Source organism: Streptomyces sp. NPDC015127 (assembly GCF_043080095.1).
GTDB lineage: Bacteria > Actinomycetota > Actinomycetes > Streptomycetales > Streptomycetaceae > Streptomyces.
Genome location: NZ_JBIBVE010000002.1, coordinates 38,289 through 57,671 on the forward strand (window position 1 = coordinate 38,289; position 19,383 = coordinate 57,671).

General features: G+C 72.1%; 18 protein-coding genes. 10 read left to right on the forward strand and 8 right to left on the reverse strand.

Going from position 1 to position 19,383, the window contains the following annotated elements; translation table 11 throughout:
* Positions 1–7: 7 nt before the first annotated feature.
* The gene (locus ACF08N_RS03595; protein WP_392323416.1) at positions 8–472 is read right to left on the reverse strand and encodes a hypothetical protein; all 465 of its coding nucleotides are present in this window, start codon (positions 470–472) and stop codon (positions 8–10) included.
* A 135-nt stretch (positions 473–607) separates the two neighbouring features.
* Positions 608–1,225 (reverse strand): sigma-70 family RNA polymerase sigma factor, encoded by a 618-nt coding sequence (locus tag ACF08N_RS03600; protein WP_392322920.1) that lies wholly within the window; start codon positions 1,223–1,225, stop codon positions 608–610.
* 282 nt (positions 1,226–1,507) lie between these two features.
* Here ACF08N_RS03600 and ACF08N_RS03605 point away from each other — a divergent pair, with 282 nt between their 5' ends.
* Both ACF08N_RS03605 and ACF08N_RS03610 read left to right on the forward strand, forming a co-directional pair.
* Positions 1,508–2,710 (forward strand): CapA family protein, encoded by a 1,203-nt coding sequence (locus ACF08N_RS03605; protein WP_392322921.1) that lies wholly within the window; start codon positions 1,508–1,510, stop codon positions 2,708–2,710.
* Positions 2,711–3,356: 646 nt separating this feature from the next.
* Positions 3,357–4,214, forward strand: a complete 858-nt coding sequence (locus ACF08N_RS03610; protein WP_392322922.1) for a polysaccharide deacetylase family protein — start codon at positions 3,357–3,359, stop codon at positions 4,212–4,214.
* 72 nt (positions 4,215–4,286) lie between these two features.
* Here the strand turns inward: ACF08N_RS03610 and ACF08N_RS03615 are convergent, their stop codons facing one another.
* Together ACF08N_RS03615 and ACF08N_RS03620 are read right to left on the reverse strand one after the other, a co-directional pair.
* Complete coding sequence (locus ACF08N_RS03615; protein WP_392322923.1) at positions 4,287–4,937, reverse strand: class F sortase; 651 nt, start codon at positions 4,935–4,937, stop codon at positions 4,287–4,289.
* 305 nt (positions 4,938–5,242) lie between these two features.
* Positions 5,243–5,959 carry a hypothetical protein gene (locus tag ACF08N_RS03620; protein WP_392322924.1) on the reverse strand — a complete coding sequence of 239 codons (717 nt, stop codon included), beginning with the start codon at positions 5,957–5,959 and terminating at the stop codon, positions 5,243–5,245.
* 51 nt (positions 5,960–6,010) lie between these two features.
* Here ACF08N_RS03620 and ACF08N_RS03625 point away from each other — a divergent pair, with 51 nt between their 5' ends.
* Complete coding sequence (locus ACF08N_RS03625; protein ID WP_392322925.1) at positions 6,011–6,166, forward strand: hypothetical protein; 156 nt, start codon at positions 6,011–6,013, stop codon at positions 6,164–6,166.
* A 129-nt stretch (positions 6,167–6,295) separates the two neighbouring features.
* On the opposite strand, the gene ACF08N_RS03630 is transcribed toward ACF08N_RS03625, so the two are convergent.
* Positions 6,296–6,811 carry a hypothetical protein gene (locus ACF08N_RS03630; RefSeq protein WP_392322926.1) on the reverse strand — a complete coding sequence of 172 codons (516 nt, stop codon included), beginning with the start codon at positions 6,809–6,811 and terminating at the stop codon, positions 6,296–6,298.
* 589 nt (positions 6,812–7,400) lie between these two features.
* Between ACF08N_RS03630 and ACF08N_RS03635 the strand changes: the two genes are divergently transcribed.
* The 3 genes from ACF08N_RS03635 (at position 7,401) to ACF08N_RS03645 (ending at position 11,641) form a co-directional block, all read left to right on the forward strand.
* Entirely contained in the window at positions 7,401–8,387 is a 987-nt protein-coding gene (locus ACF08N_RS03635; RefSeq protein WP_392322927.1) for an SCO0930 family lipoprotein, read from the forward strand.
* A 282-nt stretch (positions 8,388–8,669) separates the two neighbouring features.
* The gene (locus ACF08N_RS03640; RefSeq protein WP_392322928.1) at positions 8,670–9,482 is read left to right on the forward strand and encodes an SAM-dependent methyltransferase; all 813 of its coding nucleotides are present in this window, start codon (positions 8,670–8,672) and stop codon (positions 9,480–9,482) included.
* The gene (locus ACF08N_RS03645; RefSeq protein ID WP_392322929.1) at positions 9,479–11,641 is read left to right on the forward strand and encodes a putative bifunctional diguanylate cyclase/phosphodiesterase; all 2,163 of its coding nucleotides are present in this window, start codon (positions 9,479–9,481) and stop codon (positions 11,639–11,641) included. Before ACF08N_RS03640 ends, ACF08N_RS03645 begins: the two co-directional genes overlap by 4 nt.
* Before the next feature lie 341 nt (positions 11,642–11,982).
* Here the strand turns inward: ACF08N_RS03645 and ACF08N_RS03650 are convergent, their stop codons facing one another.
* Positions 11,983–12,897 carry a LysR family transcriptional regulator gene (locus ACF08N_RS03650; RefSeq protein ID WP_392322930.1) on the reverse strand — a complete coding sequence of 305 codons (915 nt, stop codon included), beginning with the start codon at positions 12,895–12,897 and terminating at the stop codon, positions 11,983–11,985.
* 94 nt (positions 12,898–12,991) lie between these two features.
* Here ACF08N_RS03650 and ACF08N_RS03655 point away from each other — a divergent pair, with 94 nt between their 5' ends.
* The 3 genes from ACF08N_RS03655 to ACF08N_RS03665 are packed head-to-tail and all read left to right on the forward strand — an operon-like array spanning position 12,992 to position 16,381.
* Entirely contained in the window at positions 12,992–13,696 is a 705-nt protein-coding gene (locus tag ACF08N_RS03655) for a succinate dehydrogenase cytochrome b subunit (RefSeq protein ID WP_392322931.1), read from the forward strand.
* Between the two features lies 1 nt (position 13,697).
* Entirely contained in the window at positions 13,698–15,638 is a 1,941-nt protein-coding gene (locus ACF08N_RS03660) for a fumarate reductase/succinate dehydrogenase flavoprotein subunit (RefSeq protein WP_392322932.1), read from the forward strand.
* Positions 15,635–16,381: a succinate dehydrogenase/fumarate reductase iron-sulfur subunit gene (locus ACF08N_RS03665; protein WP_392322933.1), complete on the forward strand. Its 747-nt coding sequence runs from the start codon at positions 15,635–15,637 to the stop codon at positions 16,379–16,381. The genes ACF08N_RS03660 and ACF08N_RS03665 overlap by 4 nt, the downstream gene beginning before the upstream one ends.
* Here the strand turns inward: ACF08N_RS03665 and ACF08N_RS03670 are convergent.
* Positions 16,371–17,396, reverse strand: a complete 1,026-nt coding sequence (locus ACF08N_RS03670; RefSeq protein ID WP_392322934.1) for an MBL fold metallo-hydrolase — start codon at positions 17,394–17,396, stop codon at positions 16,371–16,373. The two genes, ACF08N_RS03665 and ACF08N_RS03670, sit on opposite strands and share 11 nt — an antisense overlap.
* A gap of 84 nt (positions 17,397–17,480) precedes the next feature.
* On the reverse strand, positions 17,481–18,380 hold the full coding sequence (locus ACF08N_RS03675) for a serine hydrolase (protein WP_392322935.1): 900 nt from the start codon (positions 18,378–18,380) through the stop codon (positions 17,481–17,483).
* Between the two features lie 44 nt (positions 18,381–18,424).
* Here ACF08N_RS03675 and ACF08N_RS03680 point away from each other — a divergent pair, with 44 nt between their 5' ends.
* Positions 18,425–19,369, forward strand: coding sequence for a LysR family transcriptional regulator (locus ACF08N_RS03680; RefSeq protein WP_392323417.1), 945 nt, complete (start codon positions 18,425–18,427; stop codon positions 19,367–19,369).
* Positions 19,370–19,383 lie beyond the last annotated feature (14 nt).

Consider the following 19,383-nt stretch of genomic DNA (forward strand, 5'->3'; position numbering starts at 1 on the left):
GCGGGCGTCACCACAGGTGGATCGCCAGATGGCCCAGTGGCAGCCCCAGCTGCCAGGCCGGCGTCCACACCTTGCCCGCCTCCTCCCCGCCGCCGACGAGCGGGAGGGCCGGATGCCACGGCTCCGGGTCCCCGAGGTCGTCCGCGAGCAGTTCGGTGGCACGCAGCCAGTCCCAGGCGGCGGACGCGAGGGCCAGATCGGGGTCCGGTCCGCCGTGCCGTTCACGGGCCGCCCGGGAGGCGAGCCGCTCCTCGACCCACTCCTGCCACGGATGCCCGTAGGACGTCAGCGACAGCCACTCGTCGATCGTGGCCGCCGAGCGCACCGCGTCCGGCGGCCCCGGGCCGTCGCACAGGTGGATCGTCAGTGCCAGGGTCAGGCGCCCCGCACGGAACTCCAGGGAGCCGTACTCCACGAGCGCGCCGGCCCGCAGCATCTCCTCGGCCGTGTACTCGGCGCACAGCCACGCCATGGGGACTGCCAGCCCCGGTCCCCCGGTGCCGTTCGCACTCTCGCGCTGCACGCCGTCCACCCACTTCCTCTCGACCGTGTCCGGGTCTCGATGACGAGCCTCCTCCGTCGAACACGGCCGGGGGCGCTTCTTTGCTCAACTCCGGCGTGACGTTTGGCATACGGACACGCCGTGGTCGTGGTCCGTGGGGGAGACGCGCTGCACCGGGGCGGGTGGGGCGGACGGGACGGGGCGCCTGCTGTAGCCGGGCAGGCACCGGGCCAGGGCGCGCAGCGCGTAGTGCGAGCGCGACTTGACCGTCCCGGGCGGAATGCCGAGCGCGTGCGCGGCCTCGTTCACGCTGAGCCCGCGGAAGTAGATCTGCACGAGCACGGCTCGGTGCTCGGGGCTCAGCGAGCCGATCGCGGCGCGGACGTCGAGGGCCAGGGCCGCGCTCTCGCTTGGGTCGGCCGGGTCCGGTGTGGTGGCGAGGACGCCGTCGCCGATCTCCGTGGGGCGCGCGAGCCGGGAGCGCCGGGCGTCGATGGCGAGGCGGCGGCCGACGGTGAAGAGCCAGGGCCGCATCGACTCATACGGGCCCTCGAACGCCTCCGGGTGCTGCCACGCACGCACCAGCGTCTCCTGGAGCAGGTCCTCGGCGCGCTGCTGGTCCCCGTAGGTGAGGCCGAGCAGAAAGCTCATCAGGGCGGGGCCGTGGTCACGCTGCAGGTCCGCCATGGCCCGCTCGTCGGTCGTCGCGGTCGCCGTTGCCATCGCCAAACACCCTTTCACCCGTCGGTCGCTGCCACGTGCCGTATACGAACGCATCCGGGCGCACAGCGACAGACGCCGTACTGCGGTCGTCGACGAACGGTCGCACCGAGCGGCGAGTGGTGCGGCGAGCGGTCGGCCGGACCGGCGGCCGCCTCACGCCGCCGGACGGACGAGGGCCGTTCCGGGGACATCACGGCTCCGTCGCTTGACTCGGCCCGGGGTGCCCTGTGGATTCAGGAGGCCCGATAAGTATGAAATCGCACAATATGGAGGCTGTTCGGCATGCCCCGTACACCCCCCGCACGACGCGGACCACGCCCGAGACAGACGACGACCGCCCTGTCCGCCCTGCTGCTCGCGGCCCTGGCCGGATGCACCGACCGGCCCGCCCCGCCGCGCGCCGACGGGACCGCCCCCTCCGCCACGGGCGGCTCCGCCCGCGCGCCCCGCCCCTTCACCCTCGTCGCCAGCGGCGACGTCCTCCCGCACAACACCGTGATCGAGCAGGCCCGGCGCGACGCCGGCGGCAACGGCTACGACTTCCGCCCCATGCTCGCCGGGGTCAGGCCGGTCGTCTCACGCGCCGACCTCGCCCTCTGCCACATGGAGACGGTCTACGGCGAGCGGGGCGACTACAGCGGCTACCCCACCTTCAAGTCCCCGCCCGAGATCGCCCCGGCACTGGCGGCCACGGGCTACGACTCCTGCTCCACCGCCTCCAACCACTCCCTCGACGACGGCACGGAAGGAGTGCGGCGCACTCTGGACGCCCTCGACCGGGCGGGCGTGAAACACGCGGGCTCCGCCCGTACGGAAGCCGAGGCGGGGCGGCCCGCCAGACTGACGGCGGGCGGCGCCGACATCGCGCACCTCGCCTACACCTACGGCACCAACGGCATCCCGCTCCCCCTGGACCGGCCCTGGACGGTCGAGCTCATCGACGAGCAGAAGATCGTCGACGACGCACGGGCCGCCCGCCGGGCCGGCGCCGACGTCGTCGTGGTCAGCCTGCACTGGGGCACCGAATGGCAGACCGCCCCCGACGAACAGCAGCTCACCCTCGGCCGCGCGCTCACCGCGTCGGACACCGCCGGACGCCCCGACATCGACCTGATCCTCGGCACACACGCCCATGTCCCGCAGGCGTACGAGAAGGTGAACGGCACCTGGATCGTCTACGGGATGGGCGACCAGATCGCCGGAGCGATGATCAACCACGCCGGGTTTTACGACCCCCGCGGCAACCAGGGCTCCATCGGCCGCTTCACCTTCTCGCCACCGGCGAAACCGTCCGGGCGCTGGGAGGTGACACGGGCGGAGTTCGTCCCGCAAGGGATGGACACCGTCGCAGGACGCGTCGTCAACCTGCCCGAGGCGCTGCGGACGGACCCCGGACGCGAGGACTACCGCACGGCCCTCGCCGACATCAGCGCCGCGGTGCTCGGCCGTGGCGCACGGCACGACGGCCTCACCATGGGCCGCTGAGGGCCCCGGCCACCGGCCGTCCTTGCGGGACGACGGTGACCGGCCACCGGCCCGCCTTCACCAGCCGCACCGCGACCGAGCCGACGATCCGGTGACCCGCCGCTCGGCCGCCAGTAAGCGTCCCGGCGGCCAGACATTGCGGCGGTCTCCCCGGTCGTGTCGGCCACCGGCACGACCGGGCGCCGCACCTGCCGGCATCACCGGCTGGACTCGAATCTCTCTCCCGCCCGCAAGTCGGAAGATTCCTCCTGGATCGCTCCGGCGGGTTTGACGGCACTCATGTCCGTCCGGCGACGATCCTTCCGAGCGGCGGGCAGGTCGGTGACCTGCCGATTTCGCCAACTAGGCTGTTGCCGACGGAGGTTCGCACTCCAGTAGGGAGCTGCGGTGCTTCGCGCCACAGCGGCATGGGATGGTTCCAGGCACGACGAGGATCACGTCGGGCCCGTCCGTGCGGCGTTCGAACCGGTGAGACGCATGCTCGGTCACGCCACCGAGGCCAGAACCCCCCGGCCGGACGGCCGTCCTCGGGCCCGTCCCCCCGGTACCCGCGTCCGGCGGGCGGCGCTGCTCCCATCGGGTCATTCCGCCCAGCAATACGGTGTCGATCGGTTACCCGGTGGATCGGAGGTGTGAGCCATGGGCCATGGACAAGGATCAGCTGCTCCGCGGACGCCGCTCGGTGCTCCGCCTCGCCGCCTGCCTCGGCGGTGCCGCTGTCGTCGGCGGGCTGTTCGCCACCGAGCGGACCACGGCACCCGGGCGTACCGCGCCCTCGCCCGCCCCCGCACCGCCCGGCCGCGGCGCGAGCCCGCGGACCGCGGCGCGGCTTCCGCAGGCGTCGTCCTACCGGCTCCGGCCCATGACCGCGTACGTGCCCACCGGCCTGCGGCGCGCGGCACCGCCGGTGCGTTCGAGACCCTTTCTCCGGGTGCCCGCGAAGGACCGCACGATGGTGCTCACCTTCGACGACGGGCCCGACCCGCGGTACACCCCCGCCATCCTGGCGACTTTGCGCGAACACGGCGTGCAGGCGATGTTCTTCGTCTGCGGGGAGATGGCCACGCAGCACCCGGATCTGCTGCGCAAGATGGCCGACGACGGCCATGTGATCGGCAACCACACATGGTCCCACCCCCTCGTCCCGGGCCTCGCGCCCTCGCGGATCCGGGACGAACTCGGCAGCACCAGCGAGGTCGTCGAGCAGGCCGTGGGCGCCGCACCGCTGTGGTACCGGGCACCCTACGGAGCCTGGAACCGGCACTCCTTCGAGATCGGCGCCGAACTCGGCATGGAACCGCTCGCCTGGACCCTCGACACCCTGGACTGGACGGAGCCGGGCACCCGCACCATCATCCGGAGGGTGCTGGAGGGCGCGGCCCCGGGTGTCGTCGTGCTTTCCCACGACGCGGGCGGCAACCGCTCCCAGAGCGTCGCGGCCCTGCGCAGGTACCTGCCCGAGCTGCTGGACGACGGGTACCGCATGACCGTCCCGCGCCGCTGAGCGGGAAGCCGGCCGCGCACGTGCGGACGGCCGCCCCCGGGCCGGGTCGCGGGGGCGGTAACGGGCGGCGGCTCAGTAGGTCTTGACCATCCGGGCGAAGACGACGACATTGCCGTCGTAGCCGTGCACCTTGGAGTAGCCGCCCCCGCAGGTGATGACGCGCAGTTCGGGCGAACCGGTGTCGCCGTAGACGCGGACCCCGGGGAAGTCCGTCTTGGAGAACACCTCCACGCCGTACACCTCGAAGACCGCCGTCCGCCCGTCCAGCCGCGGCACCTCCACCAAGTGACCCGGCTTCACCGTGCCGAGACCGTAGAAGACCGCCGGGCCGGCCTGGTTGTCGACGTGCCCGACGATCACGGCCGTGCCACGCTGGCCGGGGGCCACGCCGTTCTGGTACCAGCCGCCGAGATTGGGGTCCTGCGGCGGGGGCGCCGCGATCCACCCCTTCTCGTCCAGGCCCACGTCCATGATGGGCGCGTCCACCTTGATCGAGGGGATGCGCACCCGGGCCGGCGGCGCGTACGGCAGCGGTTCGAGCGGCACGGGCAGGAACGTCTCGCCCGCGCGGCCCGCGAGCGACGCCGCGGCCGCGGGCTGCGGCGGCCCGATCCCCACGTCGGCGCCGTTCCTCATCAGCGCGATCCCGCTGAGCATGACAAGGGCCAGCACGCCCCAGGGTGAGCGTCGCCTCGGCTCCGAGCCGTAGCTGTCCTGGCCCATGGTTCTCCCCTTTGTGCGCATGCGGTCACGCTAAGTGCGGTCCGCGGAGGCTGCGAGAAGGGAAAGGCGAACGGGTGGCGACGGCCACTCGGGGTGGCCCATCCGGGTAATCGGCAGATAAAAATTTCTGACGGTCTGTGACCTGCGGCTCCATCAGGCGGCAGGCGGCATGCACGGCGTGTCGCCTCACCGGGGTGGACCAAGGCCGAAATGCGGCAGATGTCCCTCGCAGTGAGGGTTCGTCATGGGAGGCGTACTCGTCGAATATCCCGGAGCGCCGCTCCGGAGCGTCTTCCGCTGGAGGTTCAACGATGCGTGCTACACGCGCCTTCGCGGTGACCGCGACCGCCTTCGCGGCCGTCGGGCTCTGCGCTCCGCTGGCCGCCGCCGGCGGTGGCGACGGCCCGAGGAACGTCCACGTCAGCCCGTCCCGTGTGTTTCCAGGGGGGACCCTGACGATCACCGTCGACGGCTGCCACCGCGGTGGCGTCGTCAGCTCGAACGCCTTCCCCGACGCCGTGCTCTCCCGCAGCGACCGCGGGGACCGCGGGGACCGCGGCGGCCGCGCCGACCGCAACGATCGCGACGACCGCGACGACCGCGACGACCGCGGTGATGACGGCGGCGGTGGCCGCGGTGGTGACGGAGATGGTGGTCGCGGTGGTGACGGCGATGGCGGCCGCGGTGGTGACGGAGATGGTGGTCGCGGTGGTGATGGCGGCGGTGGTCGCGGTGGTGACGGAGATGGTGGTCGCGGTGGTGACGGTGATGGCGGCCGCGGTGGTGACGGAGATGGTGGCCGCGGTGGTGATGGCGGCGGTGGTCGCGGTGGTGACGGTGATGGCGGCCGTGGTGGTAATGGAGATGGTGGCCGTGGTGGTAATGGCGATGGTGGCCGTGGTGGTAATGGCGATGGCGGCCGCGGTGGTGATGGCGGCGGTAACCGCGACCAGTTCGCGGGCACGGGCACGGCCACGGCCATCGCCCGCGTCCGCAACAACGCCGCGCCGGGCAGCTACCACCTGACAGTCCGGTGCAACGACAGTCCGCGGACCGCCAGCGCCTCGTTCACCGTGATCCCCGGACGCGGTGCGGCGGGCGGTCTCGGCGGATCGATCGGGCCCACCACCGCCGAGATGGCGGTCGGTGCCGGCCTGGTCGCCACGGCGGCCGTCGGCGGCTGCATCTTCATCGCCCGCCGCCGCCGCACGGTCAGCGGTCAGGCCTGACCGGCCGAACCTCCCGGTCGGACCCAACCGCCCGTCGCCCCGAGTCCCGCGCAGGACTCGGGGCGACGGGCGGTTGGGTCCGACCGGGAAGCCGGTACGGCGCGGGTGCGGCAGGGCGGGTGCCGCCCATCAGTGACGGCGATCCGCCGAGCGCCTGCGGACGACGAAGACGGTCGCCGTGGCGGCGGCCGCGACCAGCGCACCGCCCGCCGCGATCTCGGCGGTGTTCATGTCCTTGAAGCTGCCGCCGATGCCGCCGCGTACACCCGAGGGGGCGACGGTCGTGGTGGAGCCCGCGGTCGGCGTGGCCGTGCCACCGGAGATCCGCAGGTCGAGGGTGCCGATCCGTCCGATGCAATTGAACTGGACCGAGTACACGGCGCCCGGCTTGGCGTCCCAGTCGACCACGGCCGTGGCCGCGCCGTTCTGGGGGATGGTGACGGTGTCGAAGACACCGGACGTCACGGTGGTCGTGCTCGGGCAGCCGCCCGCGGTGAGGGTGACGCGGCCCCCCGGGGCGACGGACGAGGGCGTCACGCGGAAGTCGTACGGCGTGTTGTTGACGGCGAACGCTGCGGTGGGAGCGGTCAGGGCGAGTGCGGCCGCTCCGAGCAGAGCGGCGGACGCGGCACGTATCGCGCGCATGGTCGGACCTCCGGGTCCCCGAGGAGCAGTAGCGGAACCGTTCCGCACAGGTCGGGGAGTGCTCCTCGATCACCGAAACGCTAAGAGCGGCGTGGGACGTACGCGATCGGTGTAGGGCAAATGGGGCATGACGCTGCGCCGACCGGGGGAAGCGCCCGCGTGTCGCGGTGCCTGTCACGGCCGCGGATGAGAAAGGGGTCGCGGCCGTGATCCGGACCGGAGCGGCTTCCCGACGGCGACCCGCTCGAAGAGGGGCGATCCTGCGGGACGCGCACCGGCTGAACGGCATTCCGGGCGCAAGGGCAGTGCCGACGGAGCACACGGTGCGGCCGTACTCGACCGCCTCCGCTGATGTGCGCGGCACCGGAGTGATAGATGGGCTGCATGGTTCAGTTGAGTTCAAGCCAATTCCCATGCGGCCGTCCTGGGGTGAATTCGCCTGGTGCCCATAGGATTTCCACCATTCGTGTCCACCGCTTCGAAGATTTTTTCCCGGGCATTGAACACGGGTCGCTCTCCCGTCCGTACCTAGGGCCATGAACGGCGCCCCCAGGCGCCGGAACCGGCTGGAAGAACTACGGGAGTGGACATGAACACCTGGCGGAACGCCTCGCTCGCGGTGACTGCGGCGGCCGTACTCGCGCTGACGACGGCGTGCGGTCAGGACCAGGGCACCGAAACCCCCAACGGCCAGGCGGTGGGCGCCGCGAATCCCGCGCAGCCCGGCAGCGGAGGCTACGGAGCGGACGCCGGGTACGGCTCCGACGCCGGGGGAGAGGCGGCCGCGGCGAAGCCCGCGGGCCAGCTCGCCGTCTGGGAGAGCAAGGACCTCGGCAAGGTCGTCACGGACAGCGCGGGCTTCACGCTCTACCGGTTCGACAAGGACACCGCCAAGCCGCCGAAGTCCAACTGCGAGGGCGACTGCGCGAAGGCATGGCCCGTCGTGGCCGCCGGCGGCGCGACCGCGGCGCCGGGCGTCGACCCGTCCCTCATCGGCGAGGTGACCAGGGCGGACGGCACCAAGCAGCTCACCATCGGCGGCTGGCCCATGTACCGCTACGCCAAGGACACCAAGGCCGGTGACGTCAACGGCCAGGGCGTCGGCGGCACCTGGTACGCGTCCGCCCCCGACGGCAAGAAGGCGGCGCCCGGCGGCGGTGCCGAGGACGGCGGTGCGGAGGGCGGCGGTGCGGAGGGAGGCGAGGCGGCGGATCTCGCGGGCCTGTCCGTACGCAACGACCCCAAGCTCGGCGAGATCGTCGTCGACAAGAACGGCATGACCGTCTACCGCTTCATGAAGGACTCCGCCTGGCCCATGAAGACGGCCTGCACCGGCGACTGCCTCGAGAAGTGGCCCGTCGTCGAGCCCGTCGACAAGAACGACACTGTGGGAATCCTCAAGAAGGGCTTCGTCACCTTCGACCGGCCCGACGGAATCAAGCAGCAGACCATCGACTGCTGGCCCATCTACACCTTCTCCGGCGACGCAAAGCCCGGTGACACCAACGGCCAGGGCGTCGGCGGCACCTGGTACGCCGTGTCGCCGGAGGGCAAGCCGGTCGGAGCGCCCAAGTAGTCCCCACAACGCGCCCGGCCACGGGGGCATTCCTCGGGAAAGGCCCCCGCCGGCCCGCCTCACACCCTCCGGGGTGAGGCGGGCCGGTCGCATGTGCGGGGCGACCGTGCCCCGGGCCCGTGACGAACGGTCATGACCCGTGTACATGACGAAGACGTGTGACCAAGAACGGACCGCTAATTTCCGTTTGGGCTCGCCCTCTTGGCGGGCGATCAGTAGCCTCGGCTCGAACGCTGGCCATGGACATGGCCGATCCGCCGTGGCGACTTGTTGGAGACATCGATGGAGCGTCCCGCCTGGGCCCCGCAGAGCATCGACATATCGGTGCCGAGCGTGTCCCGCATTTACGACTTCTACCTGGGCGGCTCGCACAATTTCGAGGCCGACCGGGAAGCGGCACGCAAGGCGATGCGCTTCATGCCGGGCCTCCCCAAGATCATGCAGGCGAACCGTGCGTTCATGCGCAGAGCGGTGAATTACGCCGCCGCCGAGGGCATCGGCCAGTTCCTCGACATCGGCTCCGGCATTCCCACGTTCGGCAATGTGCACGAAGTGGCCCGCGCGGCGGACCCCGAGGCCCGGGTCGTCTATGTCGACCACGACGCCGTGGCCGTCGCCCACAGCCAGAGCCTCCTCGCCGAGGACGAGCGGGCGGGCGTGCTCTGCGCCGACCTGCGCAAGCCACGGCAGATCCTCGACAGCCCCGAGGTCACCGACCTGCTCGACCTGGAGCGGCCGGTGGCCCTGCTGCTCGTGGCCGTACTCCACTTCCTCGAGGACGCGGACGATCCGTACGCGGCGGTGGCGGAACTGCGCGAGGCGCTCGCGCCGGGCAGTCTGCTGATCCTCACCCACGCCTCGTACGAGGGGGTACCGGTCCCCGAGGACACGGCCGGCGGCGCGGTCGCCGTCTACGAGGAGATCCGCAACCCCCTGGTCATGCGCACCCGCGAGGAGATCGCGGCCTTCTTCGAAGGATACGAAATGGTCGAGCCCGGACTGGTCGCCATGCCCCACTGGCGGCCCGACAGCCCCGTCGACCAGGAGGACCCATATGCCTTCTCGGGCTTCTCCGGGGTGGGGCGCAAGGCGTGAAGCCGTCGTCGCAGGCGCCCGGTGCCGATGCGGAGCCGGACGCTCTTGAGGACAGACTCAGGCGGTTCGCGACGATCTGGAGCCGGGCCGTCTTCCCGGTGACGGCCACGTCGCTGACCCGGCCCGAGTTCGAACAGCATCTGCTGCCGCTCGCACGTGACCTGAGCCGCGTGCTGCGCGAGCGCACGTTCGACGCGCAGGGCGCGCAGCGGATCGGCAGGGCGCTCGTCGACGCCCACTGCACGGACCCCGACGCGCTGAGCCGCACGCTCGGCGTCGTCGACTCCTACCTCGTGCTGTACTGCGGCGACCAGGAGCAGACCGCCGAGGAGAACAGGGCGCGCTGCGCCCGGCTCCAGCACGCCGTCGCCGCCGGGTTCGCGGCGGCGCTGCGCGAACGCACCCTGGCCGAGCAGGAGTCCATCGCCCGCTCCTCGCTCCTCGCGCGCAACGACGCCCTGGAGGCGATGCACGCCACCGAGGTCCGCTTCCGGGCGGTGTTCGACGGGGCCGCGATCGGCATCGGGATCGCCGACCTCGACGGCAATCTGCTGGAGGTCAACGACACCCTCATGCAGATGTTCGGCGGTCTCGAACACCATGTGCGCAGCCGCAGGGTCACCGAGTGGGTGCACCCCGAGGACCGGCCCCAGGTGTGGGAGCTCTACGGGGAACTGGTGCGCGGCGAGCGCGAGCACTACCGGATAGAGAAGCCGTTCTACCGCAACGACGGAACGGTTCTGTGGACCAACCTCACCGTCTCGCTGCTGCGCGACGCCGAAGGAGCCCCGCAGTACCAGCTGGCACTCCTGGAGGACACCACGGAGCGCCGGCTGCTCAACCTCCGGCTGCGCTACGAGGCCACGCACGACGCGCTGACGGGTCTGCCCAACCGCACCCTGTTCGTCGAGCGGCTCGAGAAGGCCCTGTCGGCCGGCGAGGGCGCCCGCTTCGGGCTGTGCTACCTCGACCTCGACGGCTTCAAGGCCATCAACGACAGCCTCGGACACGCGACCGGAGACCGGCTGCTCGTGGAGGTCGCCGACCGGCTGCAGAGCTGCGCCACCGCACCGGGCGAGATGGTCGCCCGGCTCGGCGGGGACGAGTTCGTCGCGCTGACCACGGGCCCCGACACCGAGCGCGAGGTCGACGAGCTCGCCGCCCGCATCCTCGGCTCGCTCGCCTCGCCGGTCACCATCGACGGACGCGAGTTCACCGTGCGCGGCAGCATCGGCATCGTCGAGGGCCCGGCGGGCGAGCGGACCAGCGCCGAGGTGCTGCGCAGCGCCGACATCACCATGTACCGGGCCAAGTCGGCGGGCGGCAACCGCTTCGAGCTGGCCGACCCGGAGGCCGACGCCCGCGCCATCACCCGGCACGGGCTGACCAATGCGCTGCCCGCCGCGCTGGAGCGCGGCGAGTTCTTCATCGAGTACCAGCCGCTCGTCCATCTCGGCGACGGCAGTGTGCACGGCGCCGAGGCACTCGTGCGCTGGTGCCACCCGCAGTACGGCGTGCTCGGCCCCGACCGCTTCATCCCGCTCGCCGAGCGCACCGGGCTGATCGTGCCGCTCGGGCGCTGGGTGCTCCAGGAGGCTGTACGGCAGGCACGGTACTGGAGCAGACGGCACACCGACGGCGGCCCGCTGCGCATCAACGTCAATCTCTCCCCGGCCCAGCTCCAGCATCCCGGGCTCGTCGCGGACACGGTCGACGTGCTGGAGCGCTCGGGGCTGGAGCCGGGCGCGCTGTGCCTGGAGGTCACCGAGTCCGCGCTCATCGGAGCCGACGAGGACCTGCTCAAGCCGCTGCGCCAACTCGCCGAGATGGGCGTGGACATAGCGCTCGACGATTTCGGCACCGGCTACTCGAACCTGGCCAATCTGCGCCGGCTGCCGGTGAGTGTGCTGAAGCTGGATCGTTCCTTCACGCAGGGGATGCAGCAGCACCCCGCCGACCCCGTCGACCTGAAGATCGTCGAGGGCATCGTGTCGCTGGCGCACAGTCTCGAACTCGCCGTGACCGTGGAGGGCGTGGAGACCGGCGCCCAGGCGGAGCAACTGCGCGAGCTGGGCTGCGACACGGCCCAGGGCTGGTACTACGCCCGCCCCGGGGCGCCGGACCGCATCCACGCCCTGGTCCTCGCCGACGCGATCTGAACCAACGGGGCCCGGGGCCACGCAAGTTCGGCAGGGGCGGGGCCGCGCAGCCCGGTCCGGCCGAGGCCGGGCGGAGGCCGGGGCCCGGGCCGGGGCTGCCGCCTGGCAGGGGCGGGAGCCGCAGAGTTGGGGCGCGGGCCGCCGCCCGGTGGGGCCGCACCCGCGGAGGCCCGGGCCGCCACCCGGGCTCGGAGCACCGCGCCGCCGGGGGCTTGCCCGGCGGGTTCCAGCCGGGCAGGTCAAGCCGGCCGGGCCAGGACCCGCCGAACTCCGGCCCCAGGCCGCGGCCCGGAGGGTCGCACCAGGCGGCCCAGGCCGCCTGCCGGCCCAGCCGGGGACGCTCAGGATCGACCGGGGCCCAGCGGTCCGTCGGTGGGGGCCCGGGAGTTCAGCAGGACTCGCTGGAGCTCACGCGCCGCCCGTGGCGGCGCCACGTCGCTGCGGTGGGCGAGCGCGATCGTGCGGCGCAGGCCGGGGTGGGCGAGCGGGGTGACCCGCAGGTCCCCTCCGGCGCCCTCGGCGACCATGCTGGGCACGACGGCGACGCCCAGTCCCGCCCGGACGAACCCCAGCACGGCGTCCATCTCGCCGCCCTCCACCGTGAACGACGGCTCGAAGCCCTCGGCGCGGCACGCGGCCACGGTCAGCTCCCGCAGGTCGTACCCGTGCCGGAACATCACCAGCGGCTCGCCCGCGAGGTCCGCGATCCGTACCGGCGCGGGCGGCGCCGCGGCCGCCGGCGGGGAGATCACCACCAGATCCTCCCGCAGCAGTTCGACCGTGCTGAGCGCCGGCGACGGCGACGGCAGGGGCAGCACCACGAGCGCCAGATCGAGCGCACCGCGTGCCAGCTCCCGTACGAGATCGTGCGACCCGGACTCCTCGATCAGGATCTCGATGCCCGGATGGAGATCGTGGAAGGTCCGCAGCACCTGCGGCAGCAGACCGGTGCACAGGCTCGGGGTGGCGCCGAGGCGCACCCGGCCCCGGCGCAGCTGCGCCAGTTCCTGCACCTCGCGGCGGGCCGTCTCGGTGTCGGCGAGGATGCGGCGCGCCAGCGGCAGCAGCGCCTCACCGGCGTCGGTGAGGGCGATGTTGCCCCGGGCCCGGCCGAACAGGTCGGCACCGAGCTCCTGCTCCAGGGCCCGGATCTGCTGGGAGAGGGACGGCTGGGAGACATGGACGCGCTCGGCGGCGCGTGTGAAGTGACGGGTTTCCGCGACGGCGACGAAGTAGCGGAGCTGCTGGAGCTGCATGGCACCACTCTAAGGGCTCCATAGGCCATGCCTATGGTCCCCAGCAGCATCATGTCTTGGACCTCTTGTGGGGTCCGGCCCTAGCGTCGGTGCCATGGCTCTGGCAACGCGGACGGAACGACAACCGTCCAGGACGCGCACCTTCTGGGCATCGACCATCGGCAAGAAGACGGTCATGGCCGTCAGCGGCCTGATCATGCTCGGCTATCTGGTCGCGCATGTGATGGGCAACCTGAAGGTCTTCTTCGGCCCCGGTGAGTTCAACGCGTACGGGCACTGGCTGCGCACCATGGGGGAGCCCGTCCTGCACTACGAGTGGGGCCTGTGGATCGCCCGCGTGGTGCTGCTCACCGCCGTGATCGCCCACGGCGTCTCCGCGTACCAGCTCAGCAGGCGCGACATCAAGGCCCGCCCCACCGCATATGTGCACAAGCGGCGCCGCTCGAGCTACGCGACCCGCACCATGCGCTGGGGCGGCGTGATCGTGGCGCTGTTCATCGTCTGGCACATCCTCGACCTGACGACGCTGACCGTGAACCCGAACGCCCAGCCGGGCCATCCGTACGAGAACGTCGTCGCGACCTTCTCCACCTGGTACGGCAACGCCATCTACATCGTCGCGATGCTCGCCGTCGGCCTGCACATCCGGCACGGCTTCTGGTCCGCCGCGCAGACCCTCGGCGTGGGCAACGCGAGGCGCGACCGCGCGCTCAAGGCCGTCGGCGACGTCCTCGCGCTCGTGCTGACCGCGGGCTTCGTCTCCGTACCCGTCGCCGTCATGACCGGAGTGGTGAGCTGACATGAGTTACCTGGACTACGAGACCGGCGCGCCGCTCGCCGACACCAAGGCGCCCACGGGCCCCATCGCCGGGCGCTGGGACACGCGCCGCTTCGAGGCGAAGCTGGTCAACCCGGCCAACCGCCGCAAGCACACGATCATCGTCGTCGGCACCGGTCTCGCCGGCGGCTCCGCCGGCGCGACGCTGGCCGAGCAGGGCTACCACGTCGTCCAGTTCTGCTACCAGGACTCGCCGCGCCGGGCCCATTCCATAGCCGCCCAGGGCGGCATCAACGCGGCCAAGAACTACCGCAACGACGGCGACTCCGTCCACCGCCTCTTCTACGACACCGTCAAGGGCGGCGACTTCCGGGCCCGCGAGTCCAACGTCCACCGCCTCGCGCAGATCTCGGTGGAGATCATCGACCAGTGCGTCGCCCAGGGCGTGCCCTTCGCCCGCGAGTACGGCGGCCTGCTCGACACCCGTTCCTTCGGCGGCGTCCAGGTGTCGAGGACCTTCTACGCCCGCGGCCAGACGGGCCAGCAGCTCCTCCTCGGCGCCTACCAGGCGCTGTCCCGGCAGATCGCGGCGGGCAACGTCGAGATGCATGCCCGCACCGAGATGCTCGACCTGATCGTGGTCGGCGGGCGGGCGCGCGGCATCGTCGCCCGCAACCTCGTCACCGGCGAGATCACCACCCACTTCGCGGACGCGGTCGTCCTGGCCACCGGCGGCTACGGCAACGTCTTCTACCTGTCGACGAACGCCATGAACTCCAACGCCACCGCCGTCTGGCGCGCCCACCGGCGCGGCGCGTACTTCGCCAACCCCTGCTTCACCCAGATCCACCCCACCTGCATCCCGCGCACCGGCGACCATCAGTCCAAGCTGACCCTGATGAGCGAGTCGCTGCGCAACGACGGACGCATCTGGGTGCCCAAGGCGCGCGGCGACCAGCGGCCGCCCCACGAGATCCCCGAGATCGAGCGCGACTACTACCTGGAGCGGATCTACCCCTCCTTCGGCAACCTGGTGCCCCGCGACATCGCCTCCCGGGCCGCCAAGAACGTCTGCGACGAGGGCCGCGGCGTCGGCCCCGGCGGCCAGGGGGTGTACTTGGACTTCGCCGACGCCATCCGGCGCATGGGCCGGGCGAAGGTGGAGGAGAAGTACGGCAACCTCTTCGACATGTACGAGCGGATCACCGCGGAGAACCCCTACGAGGTCCCGATGCGGATCTACCCCGCCGTGCACTACACGATGGGCGGCCTGTGGGTCGACTACGACCTCCAGACCACTGTCCCCGGCCTGTTCGCCATCGGCGAGGCGAACTTCTCCGACCACGGAGCCAACCGGCTCGGCGCCTCCGCCCTGATGCAGGGCCTCGCCGACGGCTACTTCGTGCTCCCGTCCACCGTCAACGACTACCTCGCCCGCCATCCGCAGGAGGACGAGGTCACCGCGGACCACCCCGTCGTCCGCGAGGTGGTGGCCGAGACCGAGGACCGCCTGAACCTGCTCCTCGCTGTCGACGGCGACCGCACCCCCGATTCCTTCCACCGCGAAGTGGGCGAGCTGATGTGGGAGTTCTGCGGCATGGCCCGTACCGCGGACGGACTGCGCAAGGCACTCGACCGGATCCCGCAGATCAGGGAGGAGTTCTGGCGGCGGATCAAGGTACCGGGCACCGGAGCGGAGTTCAACCAGTCGCTGGAGAAGGCCAACCGGGTCGTCGACTACCTGGAGCTCGCCGAGCTGATGTGCCTCGACGCCCTTCACCGCTCCGAGTCCTGCGGCGGTCACTTCCGCGAGGAGTCCCAGACCCCGGACGGCGAGGCCGCCCGCAAGGACGAGGAGTTCTCGTACGCCGCCGCCTGGGAGTTCACGGGCGCCGCACCGGTCCTGCACAAGGAAGACCTCGTCTTCGAGTACGTCCACCCCACCCAGCGGAGCTACGCATGAAGCTCACCCTGCGCGTCTGGCGCCAGAAGAACGCCGACGCCGAAGGCGCCATGGCCACCTACGAGGTGGACGGCATCTCCCCGGACATGTCATTCCTGGAGATGCTCGACACCCTGAACGAGGACCTCATCGTGCGCGGCGAGGACCCGGTCGCCTTCGACCACGACTGCCGCGAGGGCATCTGCGGCGCCTGCTCGCTCGTCATCAACGGCGACGCCCACGGCCCCGAGCGCACCACCACCTGCCAGCTCCACATGCGCTCCTTCCGGGACGGCGACACCGTCGACGTCGAGCCGTGGCGGGCGGCCGCCTTCCCGGTCGTCAGGGACCTGGTCGTCGACCGCACCGCCTTCGACCGGATCATCCAGGCCGGCGGCTACATCAGCGCACCCACCGGGTCCGCGCCCGAGGCCCACGCGACGCCGGTGCCCAAGCCGGACGCCGACGCCGCGTTCGAGCACGCCGAGTGCATCGGCTGCGGTGCCTGCGTGGCGGCCTGTCCCAACGGCTCGGCGATGCTCTTCACGTCGGCGAAGGTCAATCACCTCAATGTGCTGCCGCAGGGCGCGCCCGAGCGCGAGACCCGCGTGCTCGACATGGTCGCGGCCATGGACGACGAGGGCTTCGGCGGCTGCACCCTGACCGGCGAGTGCGCGACCGCCTGCCCCAAGGGCATCCCGCTGCCCTCCATCGCGGCAATGAACAAGGAGTGGCTGCGGGCGACCCGCAAGGTCAAGCGGTAGGCCGCAGGTCCGCCCCGAAGACCGTCGTGTAGTCGGGGACGACCACACGCGAGGCGGGGCTGCACCTGTGGACCTCGGCGACGAAACCGTCGAGGTCCATCACCGGATCACGCAGCGGCGGCCCGCTCAGCGGCCTCTCGAAGTGGTCCCAGTGCACCGGGACGACGGTCGCCGGTGCGCCGAGCGCACCCAGCAGCCGCGGCACATAGCGGTGCGTCGCCCGGCTGGAGGGCACCGCCGCCATCAGGACGTCCGGCCGCAGCCCGGCCACCGCGCGCTCGTCCACGTCGCTCGCCCCCATGAGGAACATCGAGGGACCGCCCGCCACCGACAGCTGGAACGCGAGCGTGTCGCCCTCCGGCAGGTCCGAGATGGTGCGCGGGGCGCGCGGCGGCGGCGCGTTGAGGGTGCCCGGGGCGAAGTACGACCACTTCGCGTTGCGGCTGTGCCGGCTGGAGACGACCTCGACCGTGTAGCCGTCGAAGTCCAGCACCTCGCCGCCCTTGACCACACTGATCTGGGCGGCGTCGACCCCGAGGGACCGCAGCACGTGGTACGTCGTCTCGGTGCCGAAGACGCGTGCGCCCGTGGACTTCGCGATGTACGGGACGTCGCTGATGTGGTCCCAGTGGGTGTGGCTGACCAGGACGGTCTCCGGCCTGCCCGCGTGCCGGGCGACCGTCTCCTCGTCGCACGTCAGCTCGGTCGCCGGATCGAAGCTGCCCTTCGGGCCGAACAGGCCCGTCTCGAAACGGGTGATGTACGGGTCGAAGAGGATCCCGCGACCGCCGACGTCGATGCGCCAGCCCGAGGTGCCGAGCCACCGCAGCGTCGCGCTGTCCGCCCGTACACCCGTGGCAGCGGCGCCGCTCCGTTCCGCCGCTGCCGCCCCCGCCGCCCCCGTCGCCGCGGGCAGCAGGGGCACCGCGGCTCCCAGCGCGGCGCCGCGCAGCAGCGTCCTGCGGACCAGCGACCGCCGGCCGCCTTCTTCCGTGCGGTTCGTGTGTTCGCTCATGGACGGCAGGAGATCAGCCCCCGGCCCTCCGCGTCCAAGACCGCCGTCGCCCACGACCCATACCGCCGGGTGCATGCGACCTGGTCACAGGCTCGGGACGCGGGCTGTCCCGCGCAGAAGATCCACCGCAGTGCGGGCCGCCGTGCCGATGGCCACGTCCGTCCGCGTCCGGTTCGCCACCGGTTCCGGTGTGCGGGCGAAGACCGCGACCGCGTACCGGCCGCCGTCGGGGTACTCGGCCACACCGGCCTCGTTGTGCAGCCCCGGCAGGGTGCCGGTCTTCGCCGCGATCCGCACGCCGTCACCGAACCCCGCCGCGAGACGGTGCCGGAACACCTGACGTGCCATCAGAGTCCGTACCTCGGCGCATGCCTGTGCCGGACCGGCCTCGTCGCGCCAGATCATCCGCAGCAGCCGCGTCGTCTCCCGCGGTGTGCTCGCGTTCGTACGCGCCGGGTCGAAGACGCCGAGCGCGCCGATCTCGGCCGGGGACAGCGCCGGGAACAGGGCGGCGAACTCCTGCTCGTCACGCGCCCCCACCTCCGCGAGCATCGACTCCAGCAGCTGCCGGGGACCGCCCACGATCCGGGTGTTCACCAGCCCCAGCTCCCCGGCCAGCAGGTTCACGGTGTCCACGCCCACCCGCTCCAGCAGCAGATCCGCGGCCGTGTTGTCGCTGACGGACATCGCGAAGTGCGCGAGGTCCCGCAGGGACAGCTCCACGTCGTCCAGGCACCCGCCCGTGCCCCAGCCCCCGAGCCGGTGCCCGGCCGTGACCAGCACCCGCTCCCGCGGATCGAGCTGACCGGCCGCCGTCTGCCGGGCGAACTCCAGCACCAGCAGCACCTTGAACACCGAGGCGAGGACGACCGGTTCGTCGGCCCCGTACCCCAGGTCCCGCCCGGAGTCGATGTCCACCGCGTGCAGACGGCCCTCGGCTCCCGCCGCCGCGAACACCGTGCGCAGCCTCTCCTCGCCCGTCATCCCGAGAACCCCTGCCCATCGCCTACTGTCGTTCCGTGGATCTCTTGCGCCACCTGCGTATCTTCGTCGCCGTCGCCGACGAGATGAACTTCGGGCGGGCAGCCGAACGGCTCGGCATGGCCCAGCCCCCGCTCAGCCGCGCCGTCCGCAGACTGGAGGACGACCTCGGCGCCGAACTCTTCGACCGCTCACGGCGCCAGATCCGGCTCACGCCGGCCGGCACGGTCCTCCTCGACGAGGCGCGGGACCTGCTGGCGCGAGAGGAACGCACCCGGGTCCTCGTACGGCGCGCCCGCGACGGCGACCTCGGCACCCTGCGGGCCGGAGTGCCGCCGGACACCTCGGCCGCGGTCCTCGGCGCCCTGCTCGCCGAGTGCGCGGACCGGGCGCCCGCGCTGCGGATCGACCTCCAGGAGGTGACGACGGACGAACAGCTGCGGCTGCTCGCGTCCGGCGGGCTGGACGTCGGCCTGGTGCACGCCCCCGTCGACGCCACAGACGTCGCGCTCGGACCCGAGGTCGGCATCGACCTCGGGGTCGTCCTGCCCCGGACCTCGCCCCTCGCCCGGCTGCCCGAGGTCGCGCTCGCCGACCTCGCCGGCCATGACCTGGTGCTCTTCCCGCGCTCCGCCGCACCCGGCTGGTACGACCGGACGCTCGACATCTGCCGGACGGAGGGCTTCGTGCCCGGCCGCGTACGCCACGCCCGCAACCCCGAATTCCTCATCGGGCTCGTGACCGCGGGCCGCGGAGTCGCCTTCGACCAGGGGCCGGTGGCCCGCAAGGAGCCCAGGGTGGCGTGGCGGCCCCTGGCCGGGCGGCCACTGACCCAGCGGATCCGCGCCGCGTGGCCGCGCCAGTCGCCGCACCCGGGGGCGCGGGAGTTCGCCGCGGTCGCGGCGGACGTCCTTGCACGCGACCGCACGACGGCGGCGCCGCGGTCCGATGAGGGGGAGACACCGCGCCCGTGGTCCGTGGTGTTCGGCTGACCACGGGCCCGCCG

Excerpts from the sequence above, each read along its gene's own strand:
- ACF08N_RS03615 (WP_392322923.1), bottom strand. The coding sequence starts at position 4,937 with ATGGGCCAGGACAGCTACGGCTCGGAGCCGAGGCGACGCTCACCCTGG.
- ACF08N_RS03605 (WP_392322921.1), top strand. The coding sequence starts at position 1,508 with ATGCCCCGTACACCCCCCGCACGACGCGGACCACGCCCGAGACAGACG.
- ACF08N_RS03600 (WP_392322920.1), bottom strand. The coding sequence starts at position 1,225 with ATGGCAACGGCGACCGCGACGACCGACGAGCGGGCCATGGCGGACCTG.
- ACF08N_RS03660 (WP_392322932.1), top strand. The coding sequence starts at position 13,698 with ATGAGTTACCTGGACTACGAGACCGGCGCGCCGCTCGCCGACACCAAG.
- ACF08N_RS03595 (WP_392323416.1), bottom strand. The coding sequence starts at position 472 with ATGGCGTGGCTGTGCGCCGAGTACACGGCCGAGGAGATGCTGCGGGCC.
- ACF08N_RS03610 (WP_392322922.1), top strand. The coding sequence starts at position 3,357 with ATGGACAAGGATCAGCTGCTCCGCGGACGCCGCTCGGTGCTCCGCCTC.
- ACF08N_RS03640 (WP_392322928.1), top strand. The coding sequence starts at position 8,670 with ATGGAGCGTCCCGCCTGGGCCCCGCAGAGCATCGACATATCGGTGCCG.
- ACF08N_RS03650 (WP_392322930.1), bottom strand. The coding sequence starts at position 12,897 with ATGCAGCTCCAGCAGCTCCGCTACTTCGTCGCCGTCGCGGAAACCCGT.
- ACF08N_RS03665 (WP_392322933.1), top strand. The coding sequence starts at position 15,635 with ATGAAGCTCACCCTGCGCGTCTGGCGCCAGAAGAACGCCGACGCCGAA.
- ACF08N_RS03675 (WP_392322935.1), bottom strand. The coding sequence starts at position 18,380 with ATGACGGGCGAGGAGAGGCTGCGCACGGTGTTCGCGGCGGCGGGAGCC.
- ACF08N_RS03655 (WP_392322931.1), top strand. The coding sequence starts at position 12,992 with ATGGCTCTGGCAACGCGGACGGAACGACAACCGTCCAGGACGCGCACC.
- ACF08N_RS03630 (WP_392322926.1), bottom strand. The coding sequence starts at position 6,811 with ATGCGCGCGATACGTGCCGCGTCCGCCGCTCTGCTCGGAGCGGCCGCA.
- ACF08N_RS03670 (WP_392322934.1), bottom strand. The coding sequence starts at position 17,396 with ATGAGCGAACACACGAACCGCACGGAAGAAGGCGGCCGGCGGTCGCTG.
- ACF08N_RS03635 (WP_392322927.1), top strand. The coding sequence starts at position 7,401 with ATGAACACCTGGCGGAACGCCTCGCTCGCGGTGACTGCGGCGGCCGTA.